Origin of the sequence: Streptomyces qaidamensis, from assembly GCF_001611795.1 — a bacterium.
GTDB classification, from domain to species: Bacteria; Actinomycetota; Actinomycetes; order Streptomycetales; family Streptomycetaceae; genus Streptomyces; species Streptomyces qaidamensis.
In genome coordinates, this window is sequence record NZ_CP015098.1 from 3220484 (window position 1) to 3242531 (window position 22048).

General features: G+C 72.6%; 17 protein-coding genes. 9 read left to right on the forward strand and 8 right to left on the reverse strand.

The features are described 5' to 3' along the window. Positions 1–39: 39 nt before the first annotated feature. The 6 genes from A4E84_RS14055 (at position 40) to A4E84_RS14080 (ending at position 9330) form a co-directional block, all read left to right on the forward strand. Positions 40–1020 (forward strand): glutamate ABC transporter substrate-binding protein, encoded by a 981-nt coding sequence (locus A4E84_RS14055; protein WP_107308319.1) that lies wholly within the window; start codon positions 40–42, stop codon positions 1018–1020. 65 nt (positions 1021–1085) lie between these two features. Next, the gene (locus A4E84_RS14060; protein WP_062926901.1) at positions 1086–2423 is read left to right on the forward strand and encodes a coiled-coil domain-containing protein; all 1338 of its coding nucleotides are present in this window, start codon (positions 1086–1088) and stop codon (positions 2421–2423) included. 17 nt (positions 2424–2440) lie between these two features. Then, a complete protein-coding gene (locus A4E84_RS14065) occupies positions 2441–5008 on the forward strand; it encodes a serine/threonine-protein kinase (RefSeq protein ID WP_062931445.1) in 2568 nt (855 codons plus the stop codon). Positions 5009–5011: 3 nt separating this feature from the next. Then, entirely contained in the window at positions 5012–6427 is a 1416-nt protein-coding gene (locus A4E84_RS14070) for a PP2C family protein-serine/threonine phosphatase (protein WP_107308492.1), read from the forward strand. 99 nt (positions 6428–6526) lie between these two features. Continuing rightward, the gene (locus A4E84_RS14075; RefSeq protein ID WP_062926903.1) at positions 6527–7873 is read left to right on the forward strand and encodes a vWA domain-containing protein; all 1347 of its coding nucleotides are present in this window, start codon (positions 6527–6529) and stop codon (positions 7871–7873) included. A gap of 32 nt (positions 7874–7905) precedes the next feature. After that, complete coding sequence (locus A4E84_RS14080; RefSeq protein ID WP_062926904.1) at positions 7906–9330, forward strand: FHA domain-containing protein; 1425 nt, start codon at positions 7906–7908, stop codon at positions 9328–9330. A 20-nt stretch (positions 9331–9350) separates the two neighbouring features. Here the strand turns inward: A4E84_RS14080 and A4E84_RS14085 are convergent, their stop codons facing one another. Further along, positions 9351–10334: a methyltransferase domain-containing protein gene (locus A4E84_RS14085; protein WP_062926905.1), complete on the reverse strand. Its 984-nt coding sequence runs from the start codon at positions 10332–10334 to the stop codon at positions 9351–9353. A gap of 79 nt (positions 10335–10413) precedes the next feature. Between A4E84_RS14085 and A4E84_RS14090 the strand changes: the two genes are divergently transcribed. Further along, complete coding sequence (locus tag A4E84_RS14090; protein ID WP_062926906.1) at positions 10414–10827, forward strand: globin; 414 nt, start codon at positions 10414–10416, stop codon at positions 10825–10827. Between the two features lie 18 nt (positions 10828–10845). On the opposite strand, the gene A4E84_RS14095 is transcribed toward A4E84_RS14090, so the two are convergent. From A4E84_RS14095 to ettA, 3 genes are read right to left on the reverse strand one after another with little or no spacing between them, the layout of a single operon-like run. After that, entirely contained in the window at positions 10846–11514 is a 669-nt protein-coding gene (locus A4E84_RS14095) for a DUF8185 domain-containing protein (RefSeq protein ID WP_062926907.1), read from the reverse strand. Next, the gene (locus A4E84_RS14100; RefSeq protein ID WP_033314185.1) at positions 11511–11924 is read right to left on the reverse strand and encodes an acyl-CoA thioesterase; all 414 of its coding nucleotides are present in this window, start codon (positions 11922–11924) and stop codon (positions 11511–11513) included. The genes A4E84_RS14095 and A4E84_RS14100 overlap by 4 nt, the downstream gene beginning before the upstream one ends. A 6-nt stretch (positions 11925–11930) precedes the next feature. After that, positions 11931–13595, reverse strand: a complete 1665-nt coding sequence (gene ettA, locus A4E84_RS14105; RefSeq protein ID WP_062926908.1) for an energy-dependent translational throttle protein EttA — start codon at positions 13593–13595, stop codon at positions 11931–11933. A 168-nt stretch (positions 13596–13763) separates the two neighbouring features. Between ettA and A4E84_RS14110 the strand changes: the two genes are divergently transcribed. Continuing rightward, positions 13764–14720: a GlxA family transcriptional regulator gene (locus A4E84_RS14110; protein WP_062926909.1), complete on the forward strand. Its 957-nt coding sequence runs from the start codon at positions 13764–13766 to the stop codon at positions 14718–14720. Positions 14721–14844: 124 nt separating this feature from the next. Next, the gene (gap, locus tag A4E84_RS14115; protein ID WP_062926910.1) at positions 14845–15843 is read left to right on the forward strand and encodes a type I glyceraldehyde-3-phosphate dehydrogenase; all 999 of its coding nucleotides are present in this window, start codon (positions 14845–14847) and stop codon (positions 15841–15843) included. A 40-nt stretch (positions 15844–15883) separates the two neighbouring features. Here gap and A4E84_RS14120 read toward each other — a convergent pair whose 3' ends face one another. From A4E84_RS14120 to A4E84_RS14135, 4 genes are all read right to left on the reverse strand, one after another. Next, positions 15884–17293: a Cys-Gln thioester bond-forming surface protein gene (locus tag A4E84_RS14120; RefSeq protein WP_062926911.1), complete on the reverse strand. Its 1410-nt coding sequence runs from the start codon at positions 17291–17293 to the stop codon at positions 15884–15886. A 339-nt stretch (positions 17294–17632) separates the two neighbouring features. Beyond that, on the reverse strand, positions 17633–18109 hold the full coding sequence (locus A4E84_RS14125; RefSeq protein ID WP_062926912.1) for a single-stranded DNA-binding protein: 477 nt from the start codon (positions 18107–18109) through the stop codon (positions 17633–17635). 271 nt (positions 18110–18380) lie between these two features. Further along, positions 18381–20198: a YfjP family GTPase gene (locus A4E84_RS14130; RefSeq protein WP_062926913.1), complete on the reverse strand. Its 1818-nt coding sequence runs from the start codon at positions 20196–20198 to the stop codon at positions 18381–18383. Between the two features lie 3 nt (positions 20199–20201). Continuing rightward, entirely contained in the window at positions 20202–21809 is a 1608-nt protein-coding gene (locus tag A4E84_RS14135; protein ID WP_062926914.1) for a dynamin family protein, read from the reverse strand. Positions 21810–22048 lie beyond the last annotated feature (239 nt).

Here is a 22048-nt window from a genome sequence, read left to right on the forward strand (position 1 = left end):
GTGCGAGACGCGCTCAGGGGCTGGGGCGGAGTGACCGCGATGGCAGTCGTGTGCGCCCTGGTGGCGCTGGTGGCCCTCTGCCTGCCACTCACCACGGACACGACGTCCGCCCAGAACACCACCGCGACCACCAAGACCGCCCGGGCCGCCGCGGAAGAGGACTGCGAGGCCCCCGAGAAGCAGACCCTCTCCCCGTCCTCCGCCGACGGCGACACCATCCGGGCGATCAAGAACCGCGAGGGCGAGAAGCGCAAGCTGATCGTCGGCGTCGACCAGAACAGCTACCGCTGGGGCTACCGCAACCCCAACAGCGGCAAGACCGCGGAGCTCGAAGGCTTCGACATCGACCTGGTCCGCCGCATCGCCGAGGACATACTCGGCGACCCGGACGCCGTGCAGTTCAAGGCGATCCCCACCGACCAGCGCATCCCCGCCATCAAGGACGGCCGCGTGGACATGGTCGTCCGCACGATGACGATCAACTGCGACCGCATCGCCGACGTCGCCTTCTCCGCGCCCTACTTCAAGACGGGCCAGCAGGTCCTGGCCTCGAAGTCCTCCCCCGTCAAGGGCTACGACGACACGCTCGCGGGCCGCAGGATCTGCACGGCGGCGGGCTCCACCGCGTACTCCACGCTGGAGGCGGACAAGAAGGACGGCGGTCTCCCGGCCAGTACCGACATCTCCACCACCGTGCCGAACCAACTCGACTGCCTGGTGCGGCTGCAGCTCGGCGAGGTCGACGCCGTCGTCACCGACGGCGCGCTCGCGGCGAGCCAGGCGGCACAGGATCCGACGGTCCAGCTCAAGGGTGACGCCTTCACTGCCGAGTACTACGGCGTGGCGATGAAGAAGGACGCGGACGATCTGGTACGCCGGGTCAACCAGATTCTGGTGGACTACCGCAAGGACACCGCGAACGGCTGGCAGGCGTCGTACGACCAATGGCTGTCGGCAACACTGGGCAAGGATGCGAAGAAGTCGGAGCCACCGGCACCGCAGTACCTCCGCACGAGCTGATGACCGGTACGCAACCGGACAACGACGAAGCCCCCCGACGGGCACTACGCAGCGAGAGGTGATCGATGGGCGTCACGGGATCCACCGGGCCGGTGATGGACCGGGACGAGGTGGACCGTGCGCTGGCGCGGCTCGGCGCGGAGCACGAGGCGATCGAGACCTCGCTCCTCGCCCTCCAGGACCACGCGGGCCGCAGACTCCTGGAGGGCGCCGAGCTCACCGGCGTCACCCAGGAGCGCTGGACGGCCACGGAGGCGTCGATCACGCTGCTGTGGACGTACTTCGACGCGTACACCGACGCGCTGCGCACCGCCCGCGACATCCGCTCCCGCCGCCGCTGGTCCAGCCGCGAGGACCTGGTGGAGCTGACGGAGCTGCTGAACGGCGACTCGGTCACCGTCGCGGGCAGCGCCACGGCGACGGCCAACGCCCCCACCCTGCACGGCGGTCCGACGAAACTCAGCGAGCGCTACTCGCTCGCCGCCCTCGTCGACCGGATGAACGAGCTGTACGCGACGAGCCTGGACATGGTCGTCGCCGCGGACGCGGTCTGGTCGGCCCTGCCGGCCCGGATCGACCTGCTCGCGGCGGAACTCCAGCGCACCCGGCGGCTGGCACACTCGGTCGGCGTGCGCCCCGGCGAGCACCCCGCGGGCGACGACCTGGAGCGCATCACGCGGATACTGACGAAGCTGCGCGAGCAGGTCGTCTCGGATCCGCTGGCGTTCTGGGTGGCCGCGGAGGGCAGTTCGGCGCCGGGCGGCGGCCGGCCGGACACGACGGTGTACGACCGCGAGGCGCGTGCCCTGGACGACGTACGCCGTGAGATCGACGCCGTACTGACCGTCCGGCAGGACGCCGAGACGCGGATCGTGAAGCTGCGGGACCTCCTCAGCCGCGCGGACCGCACGCTGGCCGAGGCGCGCACGGCACGCGGCGAGGTGCTGGCGAAGATCGCGGCGACGGAGGTGCCGGTCGTCAGCGGTCCGCCGACCGTGCTGCAGGAGCAGCTGGCGGCGGCCGCGGAGTACCGCAGACAGGCGCAGTGGCACCGGCTGTCCCCGCTGCTGGAGTCGCTGGAGGAAAAGGCCGAGGACGAACTGCTGCGCGCCCGCGAGTCGTTGACCGCGGTGACCGCCCCGCTGGCGGTCCGAGCCGAGCTGCGCGGCCGGCTGGACGCGTACAAGGCGAAGGTCGCGCGGCACGGCTTCGCCGAGGACACGCTGCTGGTGGAGCGGTACGAGAAGGCGCGCCGCATGCTGTGGAGCGCCCCGTGCGACCTGCGCGCCGCCGAGCAGGCGGTACTGCGCTACCAGCACGCGGCCGCCGAGCTGCTGGGCGGCGGCCCGCGGGTGCCGGGGCAGGGCGTGCCGGAGGACGACCGGAGGGGGCCGGGCGCATGAGCGACGAGGGGGAGTCCATGAGTCAGGCACCGCAGAAGCCACCCGGCGCGCCGCCGCGCACGTGTCAGCGCCCCGTCTGCGACGGCACGTACGAGGACGTGGGCGGCGGCGAGCTGTACTGCGACACCTGCGGTCTGGCCCCGGTCGTCGCGGCCGGGGGTCCCCCGTCCGGGGAAGGCATGGTCGGTTCGCCCCCCACCGGCATCACCGCCGGCGGCAGGGGCGGCTCCCGCGGGTCCGCGGGCAGTGGCAGTTCCCGCTCCAGCGGCCGCAGTTCGCGGACGTCGTCGCAGTCGTCGAAGTCGCGCCGCTCGGTGTCGGGGCGCCTGTCGCGGTCCTTGTCGGGCAAGTCGACGGGCCGCTCGGTGTCGGTGCGCAGCTCCGGTTCGACCGCCGGTTCCGGGTCCCGGGGCCGGCTGGGCGCCGGTCTGGTGCAGGTGCCGCCGATCCCGCGGCCCGACCCGCGCGAGATGGTCCTGGACAACCCCGAGGTGCCCGAGCGGAAGCGGTTCTGCTCGCGCTCCGACTGCGGCGCCCCGGTGGGCCGGGCGCGCGGCGACCGGCCGGGCCGTACGGAGGGTTTCTGCACGAAGTGCGGTCACCCGTACTCGTTCGTGCCGAAGCTGCGGGCCGGGGACGTGGTGCACGGCCAGTACGAGGTGGTCGGCTGCCTCGCGCACGGCGGGCTCGGCTGGATCTACCTCGCCGTCGACCGGGCCGTCTCGGACCGCTGGGTGGTCCTCAAGGGCCTGCTCGACACGGGCGACCAGGACGCGATGGCGGCGGCGATCTCCGAGCGGCGCTTCCTCGCGGAGATCGAGCACGCCAACATCGTGCGGATCTACAACTTCGTGGAGCACCTGGACCAGCGCACGGGCTCGCTCGACGGCTACATCGTCATGGAGTACGTCGGCGGCAAGTCCCTCAAGGAGATCGCCAACGCCCGCCGCACGGCGCAGGGCAGGCGCGACCCGCTGCCGGTGGAGCAGGCCTGCGCGTACGGCATCGAGGCGCTGGAGGCGCTCGGGCACCTGCACAGCCGGAACCTGCTGTACTGCGACTTCAAGGTCGACAACGCGATCCAGACCGAGGACCAGCTGAAGCTGATCGACATGGGCGCGGTGCGCAGGATGGACGACGAGGAGTCGGCCATCTACGGCACGGTGGGCTACCAGGCCCCTGAGGTGGCCGAGGCGGGCCCGTCGGTGGCGAGCGACCTGTTCACCGTCGCCCGCACCCTGGCCGTTCTGACCTTCGACTTCCAGGGCTACACGAACGTCTACGCCGACTCCCTGCCCGACCCGGACCACATCGAGGTGTTCCGGCAGTACGAGTCGTTCTACCGGCTCCTGGTCCGGGCCACCGACCCCGACCCGGCCCGCCGGTTCGCCTCCGCGCAGGAGATGACCGAGCAGCTGACGGGCGTCCTGCGGGAGGTCGTCTCCCTCCAGACGGGCCGTGCCCGCCCGGCCCTTTCGACACTGTTCGGGCCGGAACTGCGGGTGACGGACACGGAGTTGTTCCCCAAGCTGGACGGCGAGGTGTCCCGCCTGGGGGCCCGGGTGGTGCGGCGGAGCGGGGCGCGTGCCGGTGCTCCTGCCGCCTTGCCGCACCCGCGGGGTCCCGAGGGGCCGCACGGCCTCGTCAAACCCGTCGACACCCCCGCCGCCGCCTTCGCCCTCCCTGTGCCCCGCGTCGACCCGACCGACCCCAACGCCGGTTTCCTGGCGGGCCTGATGACCTCGGCGCCCGCGGAACTGCTCGGCGCTCTGGCTGCCGCCCCGGCCCCGTCGATCGAGACGCGGCTGAGGCAGATCCGGGCCTGGCTGGAGACCGGCGATCCGGCCGCCGCGCTGCAGGCGCTGGTCGCCCTGGAGGGCGAGCGGCCCGACGACTGGCGGGTGGTCTGGTACCGGGGCGTGGCCGCCCTGGTCACGGGCGACGACGAGGGCGCCGCACTGGCCTTCGACGCGATCTACGACGCCTTCCCCGGCGAGATCGCACCCAAGCTGGCGCTGGGCCTGTGCGCGGAGGTGCTGGGCCAGCTCGACAACGCCGCCGAGTACTACCGGCTGGTGTGGTCGACCGACCCGAGTTATGTGAGCGCCGCGTTCGGCCTGGCCCGCGTCCAGCTGGCGACCGGGGACCGGCACGGCGCCGTACGGACGCTGGAGTCGGTCCCGGAGTCCTCCATCCACTACACGGCCGCCCGGGTGGCGGCCGTGCGGGCGCGGCTGCGGCAGCGCACGGCGAGCGCCTCCGACGCGGCGTTCCTGGGGGATCTGACGGCGGCCGCAGCGCAGGTCGAGGCGCTGGAGGCGTACGGTCTGGATCCGGCGCGGCGGGAGCAGTTGTCGGCCGAAGTCCTCGGTTGCGCGCTGGACTGGGTACTCTCCGTGGGCCAGGGTTCCGCCCCTCCCGCCGCCGGGGGACGGACGCTGCTCGGCAGCGGCCTGGACGAGCGGGGCCTGCGTTTCGGTCTGGAACGCTCGTACCGCACGCTGGCCCGGCTGGCGCGGGGCGGCGAGGAGAGGATCGACCTGGTGGAACGTGCCAATCGTTACCGCCCCCGGACGTGGGTGTAGTTGATGTCGCAGATGCCCCAGTTGTCCGCCTGCCCGAGTTGCGAGGAACCCCTCGAGTCGGGTGACCGTTTCTGCGGCGCGTGCGGATATGACCTGTCCGCCGTGCCGGAACGGCCGCAGGACAACCCGACGATCACCATGAACGGCTCGGTGCCCGGACAGGGCGCTCCGGCCGGCGAGTACCCCGAGCCCCCGCCGGCGCCCCCCGCCGGCGCGGCCTGGCCCGCCCCCGGGCCGGACGGCGCGGGAGCCCCGGAGGCGGTGCACCTGCCGACGGACCTGCCGGGCACGGACTCGGGCGGCTCGGCCCTGCCGCCTCAGGCGCCCCCGCCACCGAGTGCCCCGCCGGCCGCGGCCGCGGGCGTGCGGTTCGACCGGCCGCAGCAGGCCGACGGGTCTGCCGCGACGCCGGGGATCTACCAGACACAGCCCGACGAGTACCTCCTCCAGGCGCCGGACCCACGGGTGTCCGCCGAGCCGGTGGCCCAGGCCGCCGGTGCCGGCGGCAAGGTCTGCGTCGCCTGCCGGGCCGGCCGCGTGGACGACGACGGCTACTGCGAGAACTGCGGCCACGCCCAGCCGCGTGAACGGGACCACATGGAGCAGGAGTCCGGCCCCCTGGCCGCGGTCAGCGACCGCGGTCTGCGCCACCACCGCAACGAGGACGCGTTCGCCATCGGCACCACCGCGCTGCCCGACGGCTCCCCCGCCTCCGTCGCGATCGTCTGCGACGGCGTCTCCTCGGCGACCCGCCCCGACGACGCCTCCGCGGCCGCGTCGAAGGCGGCGGGCGAGACGCTGCTTGCGGCCCTGCCGCGCGGCACGCACCCGCAGCAGGCGATGCACGACGCGATCCTCGCCGCCTCGCGCGCCGTCAACTCGCTCGCCGCGGAGCCCGCCACGGCCCTGGAGCAGGCCCCCCACCAGAACGCCCCCGCCTGCACCATCGTCGGCGCCGTGGTGACGTCGGGCCTGCTGATCGTCGGCTGGGTCGGCGACAGCCGCGCCTACTGGGTGCCGGTCGACCGCAGCGCTCCCCCCGCCCGGCTCACCGAGGACGACTCCTGGGCCGCGCAGATGGTCGCCGCCGGCCTGATGAACGAGGCCGAGGCCTACGCCGACGAGCGCGCCCACGCGATCACCGGCTGGCTCGGCGCGGACGCCTACGAGCTGGAACCGCACACCGCCGCGTTCAAGCCGGACCGGCCCGGCGTGGTCGTGGTCTGCACCGACGGCCTGTGGAACTACGCGGAGGCGGCCGAGGAGATGGCCCGCGTCGTCCCGCTCGACGCGGCCACGCAACCGCTGCACGGCGCCCGGGTGCTCGTCGGCCACGCCCTGGACGGCGGGGGCCACGACAACGTAACAGTGGCGCTCGTGCCGTTCCCGGCCGTGCCCCAGGGGGCAGGATCGGCCTGAGGCCACGTACGAGGACGCCTCGGCGGACCGGAGGGGACCGGTCCGCCTACCGTCATCACCCCGCCGCGGCGGGGGCTTTGGAGGGGGATCGAAGCAGGCATGGCCAATTTCTCGAAGTCGAACGTGCCCCAGTTCTCGGTGGACGTGTACCAGAACGAGTACCTGCCGGAGGGCGCCGGCGAGGTCAACGCCATCGTCACGGTGACGGCGACCGGCGGCGGCACGATCGGCAGCGCGGTCGCGGCACCCCACCTCTACTCGCCCGGCCAGGGCCCGTCCGCGGCCGTAGCGATCATGGTCGACTGCTCCGGGTCGATGGACTACCCGCCGACCAAGATGCGCAACGCCCGCGACGCCACGGCCGCCGCGATCGACACCCTGCGCGACGGCGTGCACTTCGCTGTGATCGGCGGGACCCACGTGGCGAAGGAGATCTACCCGGGCGGCGGGCGCGTCGCGGTCGCCGACGCCACCACCCGCGAGCAGGCCAAGCAGGCGCTGCGCTCGCTCAGCGCGGGCGGCGGCACGGCCATCGGCACCTGGCTGAAACTCGCCGACCGCCTGCTGTCCTCCGCGGACGTCGCGATCCGGCACGGCATCCTGCTCACCGACGGCCGCAACGAGCACGAGTCGCCCCAGGATCTGAAGGCCGCGCTCGACGCGTGCGCCGGGCGCTTCACGTGTGACGCGCGCGGCGTGGGCACCGACTGGGAAGTGAAAGAAGTCACAGGGATCGCCTCCGCCCTGCTCGGCACCGCCGACATCGTCGCCGATCCGGCCGCGCTCGCCGCCGACTTCACGGGGATGATGGAGACGGCGATGGGCAAGGAGGTCGCGGACGTCTCGCTGCGGCTGTGGACCCCGGTCGACACGACCGTGAAGTTCGTCAAGCAGGTCGCGCCGACGGTCGAGGACCTGACCGGCCGGCGCACCGAGGCGGGCCCGCGCGCCGGCGACTATCCCCTCGGTTCCTGGGGAGATGAGTCCCGTGACTACCACGTCTGCGTCGAGGTCCCGGTCGCGGGCATCGGGCAGGAGATGCTGGCGGGCCGGATCTCCCTGGTCATTCCGCAACCCGACGGCAGCGTCCAGAACCTCGGCGCGCAGGGTCTGGTGCGGGCCGTGTGGACGGACGACATGGCCGCCTCGACGTCGATCAACCCTCAGGTCGCCCACTACACCGGGCAGGCCGAACTGGCCCAAGTCATCCAGCAAGGGCTGGATCTTCGCAAGTCCGGAGATATGGACGGAGCAACGGCCAAACTGGGCCGGGCCGTTCAGCTCGCGAGTGCCTCCGGGAACGCGGATACTGCGAAACTGCTTGCGAAGGTGGTGGACGTGGTCGATGCCGCGACCGGTACTGTGCGACTGAAGGCGAAGGTCGCGGAGGCTGACGAGATGACGCTCGAAACCCGGTCCACCAAAACTGTTCGCGTGAAGAAGTGACCTGGAAGAGATCGAAGGAGGGACGCGCCGACATGCCGACCTGCCCGAACGGACACCAGTCGGGTTCCGACGACTGGTGCGAGGTCTGCGGTCACCGCATGGCGGGTGCCGTGCCTCCGCCTCCTCCCCCGCCGCCGCCCGGCGGCTACGGCTTCCCGCCCCCCGCCGGCCAGGGTGGCCCGCAGGGCCCCGGCGGCCAGCCCGGTGGACGCCCGCCGCACCTGTCCGCCGTGCCGAACTCCGAGCCGGAGCTCTGCCCGCAGTGCCGTACGCCGCGTGAGGGCGGCGCCCCGTTCTGCGAGGAGTGCCGGTGGAACTTCCTGACGAACACGGCGACGTCGTACACCCCCGCGGCCCCGCCGCCCGGCCCGGGTGTGCGTTTCCAGCCACCGGGCCAGCAGGGCGGCCCGCCCCCCGGCCCTTCGTACGGCGGAGGTGACTCCTACGAGTACCAGGGCTCACGCCCGTCGCAGGTGAACCGCCCGGCCGAGCCGATCCCGCCGTTCGGCGGCGACCCGTCCGGCCGCCCCGGCCCGGGTGGCCCCGGCGGCCCTCAGGGCGGTGGTTACGGCTATCCGCAGCCCGGCGCCGCCCAGACCCAGCCCGGCCCTGGCGGCCCCGGTGGTCCCGGCGGCTTCGGCGGCCCTCCCGGCCCTGGTGGCCCCGGGAGGCCTGGTGGTCCCGGGGGGCCTGGTGGTCCCGGGGGGCCTGGTGGTCCCGGCGGCTTCGGTGCCGACCCCTCAAGGCCGGCCCCGCCCGGACCCGGCGGCCCCGGCGGTGCTCCGCAGGCCTTCCACCAGTCCGGCCCGCCGGCCCCGCCCGGATTCCCGCAGGAGACCCAGCGGCCTCCGCAGCAGGGCGGTCCGTCCTTCGGCGGCGGTGACGACGACTGGGTGATCTCCCCACCGTCGTCCGGCCCGGGCGGCGGCCATGGCGGTCCCGGCGGCCCCGGTCCCGGCCAGGGCGGCTACGGCTACCCGCAGCCCGGCGCGACGCAGGCCCCGCCCGGACCCGGCGGCTTCCCGCAGCAGCCCCAGGCGCCGCAGGGACCGGCGACGTGGACCGCGACCATCGGCCCGGACCGCGACTACTTCATGGCGATGATGCAGCGCTCCGGCCCCGAGGCCGCGGGCCTGAACCTGCCCGCGTACTCGCCCGAGCAGCAGCGCACGCTCACCGGCAACCAGCTCACGATCGGCCGCCGCCGGCACTCCACCGGCGACACCCCGGACATCGACCTGTCGACGCCGCCGGAGGACCCGGGCGTCTCGCACCAGCACGCGGTGCTGGTGCAGCAGCCGGACGGCAGCTGGGCGGTCGTCGACCAGAACTCGACGAACGGCACGACGGTCAACGGCTCGGACGAGCCGATCCAGCCCTTCGTCCCCGTACCGCTGCAGGACGGCGACCGGGTGCACGTGGGCGCCTGGACGACCATCACGATCCGCCGCGGCTGAACCCGGCCGGCAGCGCGACGTCACGACGGGAGGGGCCAGGCGTACGGCCCCTCCGGGTCGTCCAGCCAGGCCCACTGCCTCTCGCCGCTGACGGTGATGCCGTAGCGCTCACGCTGTGGCCTGCCCTCCTGCTCCCACAGCGCGTGCGCCTCCTGCGGGTCGAGACTGCCGCGGGTGAGGGCCAGCAGGAAGCGGAACGAGTCGTCCTCGCGGGCCCGGCGCGGCACCCCGCCCAGCTGGACCGCCTCGCCCCCGGGCCGGCCGGTGCCGCGCAGCGGCACGAAGTAGGCGGGTGTGTGCAGGAAGCGTCCCTCGGCATGCCCGGCGCCCGGCACCGTCAGCATGATCAGGCCGGTGGCGAGCGGCACGAGGATCCGGCCGCCGGGGCGGCTCTGGGCAACCCAGGCGGGCGGGACGCCGCCCAGGGCGCAGGTGGCGATGATCCGGTCGAACGGCGCGCGCTCCGGCACGCCCCGGGCGCCGTCGCCGGTGACGACGACCGGGTGGTACCCGGCGGCTGCCAGGTGCCGGCGGGCCGATTCGGTGATCTCCGGGTCGAGGTCGACGGTGGTGACCTTGTCGTCGCCCAGCCGGTGGGCCAGCAGCGCCGCGTTGTAGCCGGTGCCGGCGCCGATCTCCAGGACCGTGTGGCCCTCCTCGACGCCCAGCGCGGCCAGCATGTCCGCCATCAGGGACGGCTGGCTGCTGGAGGACAGCAGCTCGCCGTCGCGCAGCCGGGTGGCCAGCGGGGTGTCCTCGTAGGCGCCCCGCAGCCACCGCTCGCGCGCCCCGGGGTCGGTGCTCTCGCCCCAGCGGCGTTCGTAGCCGCCCGCGACACCGACGTAGTAGTACGGCACGAAGAGATGCCGCGGGACCGCCTCGAAGGCCTCCCGCCAGCCCGGATCGGCGTCCCAGGCCCCGCTCGCCCCGATCCGCCGCACCAGCGCCGCCCGCGCGGCGGCGGCGAGACCGTCGAACTCCCTGCCGGGTGCGTGGCCGCCCATGTCTCCACAGTAGGGGCAGGGCCCTGACAGCAGCGGCAGGGTCCTAGGTCTTGAGTCCTATGCCGGGGCGTCTGAGACCATGGAGCGCGTGAATGAGATTCGGCGCGGCACGCTTCAGGAGCAGACCTTCTACGAGCAGGTCGGCGGGGAGGAGACCTTCCGTCGGCTCGTCCACCGCTTCTACGAGGGAGTCGCCGAGGACCCGCTGCTGCGGCCCATGTACCCCGAGGAGGACCTGGGCCCGGCCGAGGAGCGCTTCACGCTGTTCCTCATCCAGTACTGGGGCGGCCCCACTACGTACAGCGAGAACCGCGGCCACCCACGGCTGCGGATGCGGCACGCGCCCTTCGCGGTCGACCGCGCGGCGCACGACGCGTGGCTGAAGCACATGCGGGTCGCCGTCGAGGAGCTCGGGCTGTCCGGGGAGCACGAGCACACACTGTGGAACTACCTGACGTACGCGGCGGCCTCGATGGTCAACACCGAGGGCTGACGGCCGTCGAGGGGCCGGTCAGCGCACGCTGACGTCCAGCGCCCCGAGCCCGGCACGTCGTACGGCGATGGACCCGTACGGCGTGCGCAGCCTCAGCCACGCGCCCGACGAGAACAGCCCCAGCGGCGCCCCGGGCCGCAGGAAACCGAGGGACTGCGCCGCGTGCACGGCCCGCACGGGCAGCCGGGTGTCCCCGACCGTGCGGGACCAGATGTCGCGTCCGATCCGGTCGAGCTCGGCCCGCGTCCGCTGCTCGGAGGGCAACTCCTGCGTACGGGAGCGGAATTCGGCGACGACGGCGGCGACGAGGGAGCGCAGGGCGTCCGGCGTCGGCAGCCCCGGCTCGGTACGCCAGCCGCCACGGGGCGGCAGCACACCCGCCCACGGCGGCCCGGTCACCGCACCCGGCACGAGGGCCGTGCCGGCGCTCTCGTCCACCGTCTCCAGGAACTCACCGGCGGACACGGTCACGTCCAGCGTGGCCTCCAGGCCCTTCTCGTACGGCTTCGCCAGCCGCACCGCCCGCACGGCCAGCACCTCGAAGGACGGCGGCCGTCCGAAGACGGCCAGCGCGGTGCCCGCGGCCTGCAGACGCACCGCGGCTCCACGGTCGTAGTGGAGCAGCCGGGAGAGGAAGGCCGCGAGATCCGCCGCCTCCCCCTCGTCGGCGAGGTGGAGCACCGTCATGCCGCGACGGCCTCTTCCTCGGCGTCATCCGTGTACTCGCTGAGGAACTCCCGTTCCTCGGCGGTGATCCGGCGCGGGCGCTGGGCCTCGAAGTCGAACGGCACGATCACCGTCGAAGCCCGCACGTAGACCTGGTCGCCGTCCTTCACCTCGTAGGTGAGGGTGAAGGACGCGGCCCTGATCTCGGTGACCCACAGCTCGATGTCCACCGGGTGGTGCCGGTGGACGAGCTGCCGCTTGTAGTCGATCTCATGGCGTGCCACCACGGACCCCTGCTTGAAGTCCTTCTCCGGGCGGAACAGGAAGTCGATACGGGCTTCCTCCAGGTAGCGGAGGAAGACCACGTTGTTGACGTGGCCGTACGCGTCCATGTCCGCCCAGCGCAGCGGGCAGCGGTAGATGTGCCGCAAGATCGATCAGCCCCGGGTCAGCTTCTTGTAGGTGGCGCGGTGCGGACGGGCGGCGTCCGGACCGAGCCGCTCGATCTTGTTCTTCTCGTACGACTCGAAGTTGCCCTCGAACCAGAACCACTTGGACTCGCCCTCGTAGGCGAGGATGTGCGTGGCGACCCGGTCCAGGAACCACCGGTCGTGGGAGACGACCACGGCCGCACCCGGGAACTCCAGCAGTGCGTTCTCCAGGCTGGAGAGGGTCTCGACGTCGAGGTCGTTGGTCGGCTCGTCGAGGAGCAGCAGGTTGCCGCCCTGCTTGAGGGTGAGCGCGAGGTTCAGCCGGTTGCGCTCACCGCCGGAGAGCACGCCGGCCGCCTTCTGCTGGTCCGGCCCCTTGAACCCGAAGGCCGACACGTAGGCGCGGGACGGCATCTCGACCTGCCCGACGTTGATGTAGTCGAGCTCATCGCTGACCACGGCCCACAGGGACTTCTTGGGGTCGATGTTCTCGCGGCTCTGGTCGACATAGGAGATCTTGACGGTGTCGCCGACCTTGATGGCGCCGGAGTCCGGCTCCTCGATGCCCTGGATCATCTTGAACAGGGTGGTCTTGCCGGCGCCGTTCGGGCCGATGATCCCGACGATGCCGTTGCGCGGCAGCGTGAAGCTGAGGTCGTCGATGAGCAGCTTGTCGCCGAAGCCCTTGGTGAGGTTGCTGACCTCGACGACGACGTTGCCCAGGCGCGGGCCCGGCGGGATCTGGATCTCCTCGAAGTCCAGCTTCCGCATCTTGTCGGCCTCGGCGGCCATCTCCTCGTAGCGGGCCAGACGCGCCTTGGACTTGGCCTGCCGCCCCTTGGCGTTGGACCGCACCCACTCCAGCTCTTCCTTGAGCCGCTTCTGCCGCTTGGCGTCCTTCTGGCCCTCGACCTTGAGGCGGGCGGCCTTGGTCTCCAGGTACTTGGAGTAGTTGCCCTCGTAGGGGTAGAGGCGACCGCGGTCGACCTCGCAGATCCACTGGGCGACGTTGTCGAGGAAGTACCGGTCGTGGGTGACCGCGACGACGGTGCCCGGGTACTTGGCCAGGTGCTGCTCCAGCCAGTTCACCGACTCGGCGTCGAGGTGGTTGGTGGGCTCGTCGAGCAGCAGCAGGTCGGGCTGCTCCAGCAGCAGCTTGCACAGCGCGACGCGGCGGCGCTCACCACCGGACAGGTTGGTGACGGGCCAGTCGCCGGGCGGGCAGCCCAGGGCGTCCATGGCCTGCTCCAGCTGGGCGTCCAGGTCCCACGCGTTGGCGTGGTCGAGGTCCTCCTGGAGCTTGCCCATCTCCTCCATGAGCGCGTCGGTGTAGTCGGTCGCCATCTGCTCGGCGATCTCGTTGAACCGGTCGAGCTTGCCCTTGATCCCGGCGACGCCCTCCTGGACGTTCTCCAGGACGGTCTTGTCCTCGGTCAGCGGCGGCTCCTGGAGCAGGATGCCGACGGTGTAACCGGGAGTGAGGAAGGCATCGCCGTTGGACGGCTGCTCGATGCCGGCCATGATCTTCAGGATCGTCGACTTGCCGGCGCCGTTCGGGCCGACGACGCCGATCTTCGCCCCCGGCAGGAAGCTGGTCGTCACGTCGTCGAGGATCACCTTGTCGCCGTGCGCTTTGCGCGCCTTGCGCATGGTGTAAATGAACTCAGCCAAGAGAAACCGTCCGGCAGCTTGAAACTGGCAGTGGGCAGATACACCCCATCTTGCCGTACCGCCAGCCCTGGGCGGAAACGCGTATGGGTGGGGGGCTGTGACCTGGAGGTTCGTGAGGGCAGCTGGGTGAACCGGGTGGGAGTCCGTGCTCCCTCGTACGCTGTCCCCGTGCCGTCCTCCCGCCTGCATCGCGTCGCCGTCCTCGTGCTCGTGGGTGCGAAGCCGCTCGACGTCGGCATTCCCGCGCAGGTGTTCACGACCCGCGCGAGCATGCCGTACGAGGTGCGCGTGTGCGGGGCGGCACCCGGTCTCGTGACCGGCGGCGACGGTCTGTCGTACTCCGTGGCGCACGGTCTCGACGCGCTCGCGTGGGCCGACATCGTCTTCATCCCCGGCTACCGTTTCCCGGACCGCGACGACCCGCCGCAGGCCGTCGTCGACGCGCTGGTCGCGGCCCACGCCCGGGGCGCGCGGCTCGCCGCCATCTCGACGGGTGCCTTCGCGCTCGCCGCCACGGGCCTGCTCGACGGCAGACGTGCCACGACGCACTGGCACTACTCACGGGCGCTCGCGGCGAAGCATCCGCTCGTCCGGATCGACGAGGACGTCCTGTTCGTCGACGAGGGCAGCGTCCTGACGTCGGCGGGGGCCGCCTCGGGCATCGACCTGTGCCTGCACATCCTGCGCGGCGACCTCGGAGTGGCCGCGTCGAACCACGCAGCCCGGCGCCTGGTCGCGGCCCCGTATCGCAGCGGCGGCCAAGCGCAGTACGTGCCGCGCAGCGTGCCCGAGCCGCTCGGCGAGCGGTTCGCCGCCACCCGGGAGTGGGCGCTGCGCCGGCTCGGCAAGCCTCTCACCCTCGACGTGCTCGCGCGGCACGCGGCGGTCTCGCCGCGTACGTTGTCGCGGCGCTTCGTCGAGGACACGGGGTACACGCCCATGCAGTGGGTCATGCGCGCCCGTATCGACGTGGCCCGTGAGCTGCTGGAGCGTTCGGAGCGGGGCGTGGAGCAGATCGCCGCCGACGTCGGTCTGGGCACCGGTGCGAATCTGCGGCTGCACTTCCAGCGCATCCTCGGCACCACGCCGAGCGAGTACCGGCGCACCTTCGCCCGGGGCGAGTAGCCCGCCGTCCCGTGGCGCCCGTGGCGCGATCCTTTCGAACCGTGGCGATCACGCCGCTGTCCCGGGCGTCTGCCTGCCGCGACGCTGGTGGCGAACCGGAGAGATCGAAGGGACACCACCACTCATGACGCGCATCGCGATCAACGGATTCGGCCGCATCGGACGCAATGTGCTGCGCGCACTGCTCGAACGCGACAGCGACCTCGACATCGTCGCCGTCAACGACCTCACGGAGCCCGCCACCCTCGCCCGGCTGCTCGCCTACGACACGACGGCCGGCCGGCTCGGCCGCCCGGTGACCGCCGACGGGGACGCCCTCGTCGTCGACGGCCGTCGCATCAAGGTGCTCGCCGAGCGCGAGCCGGCGCAGCTGCCCTGGGCCGAGCTCGGTGTCGACATCGTCCTCGAAGCCACCGGCCGCTTCACGTCGGCCAAGGCCGCCCGTGCCCACCTCGACGCGGGCGCGAAGAAGGTACTCGTCAGTGCGCCGTCGGACGGCGCCGACGTGACACTGGCGTTCGGGGTCAACACCGACGCGTACGACCCGGACGTGCACACGGTCGTCTCGAACGCCTCGTGCACGACCAACGCGCTCGCGCCGCTGGCCGCGGTGCTCGACGAGCTGGCGGGCATCGAGCACGGCTTCATGACGACGGTGCACGCCTACACACAGGAGCAGAACCTGCAGGACGGTCCGCACCGCGACGCCCGTCGCGCCCGCGCCGCCGCCGTCAACATCGTGCCGACCACGACGGGTGCCGCCAAGGCGATCGGTCTCGTGCTGCCGAACCTCGACGGCAAGCTGTCGGGCGACTCGATCCGCGTGCCGGTTCCGGTGGGCTCGATCGTCGAACTCAACACGACCGTCGCCCGCGACGTGACGCGCGACGACGTGCTGGCGGCCTACCGCGCCGCGGCGGAAGGTCCGCTCGCCGGCGTCCTCGAGTACTCCGAGGACCCGCTCGTGTCCGCCGACATCACGGGCAACCCGGCCTCGTCGATCTTCGACTCGGCCCTCACCCGTGTCGACGGCCGCCACATCAAGGTGGTCGCCTGGTACGACAACGAGTGGGGCTTCTCGAACCGCGTGATCGACACCCTGGAACTCCTCGCCAAGCGCTGACGGGGGGCGAGAGCGGCCCGGGCGGCGCCGCTCGGCCGGGTCACTCCCCCGCCGTGGCCTCCCTGCGCCGCAGCACGACCAGCGTCGTCCCGCCGATCAGGACCAGGCCGATGGCGAGGCCCACGATCACGGGGGTGATCTCCGAGCTGCCCGTTTCGGCGAGGTTGGTGTCCGGGGCGGTGCCGCCCACCGTCGCCGGGCTCGGTTCGCTGAGGGTCTGGGTGGTGGTGCCGGTGTCGCTGCCGCGCGTTCGGCAGTCCAGCATGCCGGTGAAGCGCTTCTCGAAGCCGCCCGGGCCGTGGATCGTGAAGTCGTAGGCCTGGTCCTCCTGGAGCGGCACCGTCACCGTGCGGGTCTCACCGGCGGCGATGGTGTGCTCCAGACCGGCCAGTTCGAAGGTGAACGGCTCGTCGCCCTGGTTGGACGCGGTGATGTCGACACCGCCCTCGGCGCAGTTCTCCGCCGCCGACAGCGCCGGGACCGGGCCCTGCTTCGCCCAGGTTGCCCCGGCCGTCGCGGACACCGTCGACTCGCTGGAGCCGGCCAGGATCTGGGTCTGGCTGCGGTTCTCGGAGGCGAAGGCCCGGCCGACCGGCACGGTCGTCGAGGCCTGCACGGTCAGGTCCGCCGTACCGGCTGCCGCGTCCTCGGGCACGTCGAAGAACACCTGCCCGCCGTCGGACGTGGTGGTGACGGCCTTGCCCTGCTTGTCGACGAGCCGTACCCCGCTCGTGGCGGCGTCCGCGGGCGGGGTGACCGTCGCGGTGCCGGCGTTGGTGCGCACCGTCACCGGTCCGATCCGTTCCCCCGGCCGGCCGGAGACGGCGGGCGGCTCCAGGGTGAGCGAGGCCCGGGGTTCGGGAAGATCGCGGGCGCTCTTCTCCAGGTGGTCCGCGAGCTGCTCGGCCTGCGGGTCGAGGGCGTCGACGGCCACGTCGTCCGAGTAGCGCCAGATCGCCACCTGGGTGCCGGCCGCCGCGTCCTGCTCGGTCAGCGCGCCGCGCACACCCGCCTTCCGCGCCAGCGTCGCGAGGTCGTTCACCTGCGGGTAGGAGTTCTGCAGGATCCAGCGGATCTTGCCGGCGTCCTTGTTGGTGCCCAGGGACGTGCCGCTCCAGGGCGTCTCGTGGTACTTGGCGTCCCGCTGCGTGGGGTTGTGGAGGTCGACACAGTACGTCTGCAGCATGCCGCCGCCGTCGACGGACATCTCGAACAGGCCCGCCGAGATCTCCTGTTGGCCGGTGCCGGCGTGTATCACTGCCGCGCCGTACGTCTTGAGGCCGCCTATGGTCGCGGCCGCTCCGCCCTGTCTCTGTGCCGTCTCGTCGGCGACCGCCCGGCCGGCACCGGCCAGACCGCCCGCGGCGACGAGCCCGGACACCACTGTCGCGGTGGCGAGACGGGTCGCCGCTCGCCTGCGTACGAACACCTCAGAGAACGAAGCAAACACCGAATTCCCCTTCGAGCGGGACCGTTGACGTGGGGGGACGGTCCCACCAGCAGAATCAGAGGCCTCACAGGACACAAGAGACCCGAGAACCATGTCCGGCATCCTAGGGACGCGGGGGACCCCGCCCGCCGGTCAGACGGTCGGACGAGTGATCCGACTCGGAATCGTTATCGCCAAGATCCCTTGCGGGCAGGGCTTATCGACAAATCCACCCCCGATCGTCCGGTGCGCACCGGACGATAAGCCGTAGTTGGGGCGGGCTGGCGGGCGGGTGGGCTGGCGGGTTGGCGGGTTGGCGGGATGGCGGGATGGCGGGCTGGTGCGGTTCGATGGTTGACGTCACGTCAATACCGCGGACTCCGGCCGATGTTGCGCTCCCGACTCCGCCGTATCCGGCGAACCATCCGGCGTTGTCTCCCAGTTGGGCTCCGGTTGGGTCGGTGCAGACGCCGTCTCCGCCTTGCCGGCACGCCTGAAGGCCGAGGTGCCCCAGGCCAGATCGTGTCCGATCGACACGGCGTCGATGTCCGCCGACGTCCAGCTCTGCCCCTCGCGTACGTCGGTCCGCACTTTCAGCCTGCCCTGCACGATCACGGGCTCGCCGACCGTCAGCGACGCCGCCGTGTTCGTGGCCAGCTGACGGTTGGCCCACACCGTGAAGAAGTTGGTGTGCCCGTCCGTCCACGTGTTCTTCTCGCGGTCCCAGTAGCGCGCGGTCACCGCCAGCCGGAACCTCGCCGACGGGCCGGACGCCATCTCCCGGTACACCGGCTGCGTCGCCACCCTGCCGACCGCGCAGACCATCGTCTCGTTCATCGCGAACCCTCCCTCGGGCCCGGAGTGCGGCAACGCACCGGGCCGACACGCGTACGGGCCCGTCCCGTACGGCTGTGTCTGCCAGACTGCCGTGGCCGGGCCGGGCCCGCTGAGCGCTGTGGATCCCCGGGTGCCTGTGGATAGCGCCGTCACCCGGACGGGTGGTGACAGGTGAGGCGGGGCGGGGCGGGGTGGGGTGGGTCACGCCCCCGGCCTCACCGCCAAGGCCTCACCGCCATGGCCTCACCGCCAAGGCGTCGCCGTCATGGCCTCACCGCCCCGCCCCGACCACCCTCCCGTACTGCTCCCGCACCTCCCGGTAGCGCAGAAGTTCCGCCGCCACCGGATCCAGGACCCGGGCCCGGCCGCATCCGGCCGCCGCCTCCCGCAACCGGCGTTCCGCCTCCAGGCCGTAGCGCCGGGCCGGGCCGCGGGCCGCCATCCGGCAGCTCCACTCGATGAGCGGTCCGCCGACGATGCCGATCACCATCAGCAGCACCGGAACCCCCAGGTTCGGCGCCATGACCCCGATGATCTGGCCCAGCAGCCACAGCCCGCCCAGGAACTGCAGGACCGTCATGCACGCCTGGGTGAGGACGGCCACCGGCCACCACCCCGGGCGCGGCGGCCGCCCCGCAGGCACGCCCGCGCGCGCGGTCAGCTCGTCCAGCGCCTCGGGCAGCCCCTGCGAACCACGGGCGGCCGCCTCGCGCACCGCCTGCGCCCAGGGCACCGGCAGCCCGGCCGACGCCCGGTCGGCCACGGTCCGCACCGCCTGCTCGACCCTCTGACGGGCCGTCGCCTCCTCGTCGGCCTGCGTCCGCGAGGGGAGCCGGCCCGTGGTGGGCTCGCCGCGGTCCTGGTACCAGCGCCACAGCCGCAGCCAGGGCGTGCCGCAGGCGCGGTTGGCGTTGCGCAGCCACGCGCGCTCGGCCGCCTCACCTGCCGCCGTGGCGCCCACCGCGTCCGCGAGCCGGTCGGAGAACTCCTCCCGGGCCTGTTCGCTGAGCCCGGTCCGCCGCTGGGTGGCGTAGACGGGCCACAGCCGTGCCGCGGCGATGTCCACGTCGGCCGAGATGCGGCGGTTCGCCGCTCCGCGCTCCGAGACGAACTGGCCGAGCACCTCGCGCAGTTCCCCGACACCGTCCCCGGTGAGCGCGGACAGCGCGAGCACGGTCGTACCCGGCTCGCCGTACTCCCCGAGGGCGATGCCGTCCTCGTCGAGGAGCCGCCGCAGATCGTCGAGAACCTGCTCGGCGGCTTCCCCGGGCAGCCGGTCGACCTGGTTGAGGACGACGAACATGACCTCGGCGTGGGCCGCCATCGGCCGCAGATAGCGCTCGTGGAGGACGGCGTCGGCGTACTTCTCCGGGTCGACGACCCAGATGACCGCGTCGACGAGCGCCAGGATGCGGTCCACGTGCCGGCGGTGCTGTACGGCCGCCGAGTCGTGGTCGGGCAGGTCGACCAGGACGAGTCCGCGCAGCGGCGACTCGCCGTCCCCGGTCGGCAACGGCCGACGGCGCAGCCGGGGCGGGATCCCGAGCCGTTCGATGAGGCCGGCCGCCCCGTCGCTCCAACTGCACGCGATGGGCGCGGCGGTGGTGGGACGGCGTACACCCGTCTCCGAGATGGTCACCCCGGCGAGCGCGTTGAACAGTTGCGACTTGCCGCTGCCGGTGGCGCCCGCGATGGCGACGACGGTGTGCTGACCGGAAAGCCTGCGCCGCGCGGACGCCTCGTCGAGTACCCGGCCGGCCCCCGAGAGCGTCCTGCTGTCGAGCCGGGTGCGGGAGAGCCCCACGAGTTCGCGCAGGGCCTCCAGCCGTGAGCGCAGCGTCCCGTCGTACACCAGTGGGGTCACCGTCGGCGGGACGGCGGAGCGGTTGTCCGTCATGGGGAACCTGTCTCCTTCGGCTGTCTCGGCGACCCGGCGTGCGATGAGTCCGTCGTCCCAGGTCTCGGTGGAGTCGGCACGCGTCGCACGCGCGCCGCCCGGGGCACTCCGGCCGACGGCGCCGCCCCCTTGGCGGGCGTCGTCGTCCGGCTGATCGGCGTGCTCGGTGGGGTCCTGGTCGGTGACGGTCACCGGTCACCTCTCCTTCTGCAGTACGGACAGCGCGGCGATGAGTTCGGCCTGGGGCTCGGGGTGGACGTCGAGCGCGTCGAGCGGGGCGAGCCGGCGCTCGCGTTCGGCGTGCAGGACCCGGTCCACGTGCTCGGTGAGCAGCCGCCCGGCCCGGTCGCGCAGCCGCAGCGCGCCATGGGCGCCGATCCGCTCGGCGAGGCCCTCCCCTGCCATCCGGCCCCGGCGGCCGCCCAGCAGGGAGGTGGCGACCAGGGCGGCGACGAGCTCGGGGTCGGGCGCGAGGTTGCGGTCGAGTTCGCGTACCTCGTCCTCGGCGTGCTCCTCGAGCTCGCGCCGCCACCGCCGTACGGCGAGACCGATGCGGTGCTCGGCGCTGTCCGCGCCGCTCTCGCGTACGGCGAGTTCCGGGGCGGCGGAGGCCGGTTCGCGGCGCCAGGCGTCGTCGACGCGCTCGTCGGCGGCGGTGACGGCGCACAGCAGCAGCGCGCTGAGGCTCTCCACGAGCGCGTCGAGGAGTTCGGCGGCGGTGCAGTCCAGGGGGAAGGCGCGCCACCGCTTGAGCGCGTCCCCGGCGAGGACCGCCCCGCTCTGCAACCGGCCCCGCACGCGCGTGTGCTCGCTGTCGTACGCCCCTTCGACGGCGGAGGTGAGCCGCAGGGCGGCGGCGTACTGCGCGGCGGCGGCCCCGGCCAGCTCGGGCATCCGGGACTTGAGGGAGTCGAGGACGCCGTACGCCGTACGGGCGAGGACGTGCTGCCGGGCCGCGGGGTCCTGGGCCTGGTGCACCAGCCAGGTGCGCAGCTGGGCGACGGCGGAGGCCGGCAGGAGCCCGCCGCCCCAGGCGGACTCGGGCAGTTCGGGCACGGTGAAGCGCGGCACCTCGCCGAGCCCGGCCTTGGTGAGCAGGGCCCCGTACTGCCGCGACACCTCGTTCACCACCTGGTGAGGCACCCGGTCGAGCACGGTCACGAGGGTGACGTCGTACTCCTTGGCGGTGCGCAGCATGTGCCAGGGGACGGCGTCGGCGTAGCGGGCGGCCGTGGTGACCATGACCCAGATGTCGGCGGCGCAGATGAGTTCGGCGGCCAGGACCCGGTTGTCGGAGACCAGGGAGTCGATGTCGGGCGCGTCGAGGAGGGCGAGGCCGGGCGGGAGCGTCTCGGCGGTCTCGACGCGCAGTACGCGCGCGGGGTTCTCGCCGGGGAGCAGGAGGTCGTCGGTGGAGTCCTGTTGGGGCACCCACACGCGCGTGAGGTCGGGCAGCACCCTCATCCCGCTGAACCAGTGGTGGTCCTCCGGATGGCAGACCAGCACGGGGGTGCGTGTCGTCGGCCGCAGCACGCCCGCCTCGCTGACCCGCCGTCCCACGAGGGAGTTCACGAGCGTCGATTTCCCGGCTCCGGTCGACCCGCCCACGACGGCCAGAAGCGGCGCTTCGGGGTCCCGCAAGCGGGGCACCAAGTAGTCGTCGAGCTGCGCGAGGAGTTCGTCGCGGTTGGCACGCGCGCGTGGGGCCCCCGCCAGGGGCAGCGGGAAGCGTGCGGCGGCGACACGGTCGCGCAGGGCGGAGAGTGCGTCGAGCAGCTGAGGCCGTACGTCCAAGGTCACCACATGTGAAGAATGCCCAATTTTAGGGGAATTCTGAAGCATATGAGCATGTCTGCGCGCCGACGGAACACAAGGGACGGAAGGGACGACTGGGACACGGGCAGACTCCAGGCATAACGAGTGCACAACACCCGATGCCTCTGACGCCAAAAGCGATGCACGATTCGTACCTGCCTGCGATTATCAGGACCGCTTCACTGAACCTCCACATCGAGCCACGGAGGCGAAGCAACAGGGACAAG

What these genes read in the sequence shown, in the direction of transcription:
- A4E84_RS14060 (WP_062926901.1), top strand. Translation starts at nt 1,086, where the DNA reads ATGGGCGTCACGGGATCCACCGGGCCGGTGATGGACCGGGACGAGGTG.
- A4E84_RS14070 (WP_107308492.1), top strand. Translation starts at nt 5,012, where the DNA reads ATGTCGCAGATGCCCCAGTTGTCCGCCTGCCCGAGTTGCGAGGAACCC.
- gap (WP_062926910.1), top strand. Translation starts at nt 14,845, where the DNA reads ATGACGCGCATCGCGATCAACGGATTCGGCCGCATCGGACGCAATGTG.
- A4E84_RS14090 (WP_062926906.1), top strand. Translation starts at nt 10,414, where the DNA reads ATGGAGCGCGTGAATGAGATTCGGCGCGGCACGCTTCAGGAGCAGACC.
- A4E84_RS14075 (WP_062926903.1), top strand. Translation starts at nt 6,527, where the DNA reads ATGGCCAATTTCTCGAAGTCGAACGTGCCCCAGTTCTCGGTGGACGTG.
- A4E84_RS14080 (WP_062926904.1), top strand. Translation starts at nt 7,906, where the DNA reads ATGCCGACCTGCCCGAACGGACACCAGTCGGGTTCCGACGACTGGTGC.
- A4E84_RS14095 (WP_062926907.1), bottom strand. Translation starts at nt 11,514, where the DNA reads ATGACGGTGCTCCACCTCGCCGACGAGGGGGAGGCGGCGGATCTCGCG.
- A4E84_RS14085 (WP_062926905.1), bottom strand. Translation starts at nt 10,334, where the DNA reads ATGGGCGGCCACGCACCCGGCAGGGAGTTCGACGGTCTCGCCGCCGCC.
- A4E84_RS14125 (WP_062926912.1), bottom strand. Translation starts at nt 18,109, where the DNA reads ATGAACGAGACGATGGTCTGCGCGGTCGGCAGGGTGGCGACGCAGCCG.
- A4E84_RS14065 (WP_062931445.1), top strand. Translation starts at nt 2,441, where the DNA reads ATGAGTCAGGCACCGCAGAAGCCACCCGGCGCGCCGCCGCGCACGTGT.
- A4E84_RS14055 (WP_107308319.1), top strand. Translation starts at nt 40, where the DNA reads ATGGCAGTCGTGTGCGCCCTGGTGGCGCTGGTGGCCCTCTGCCTGCCA.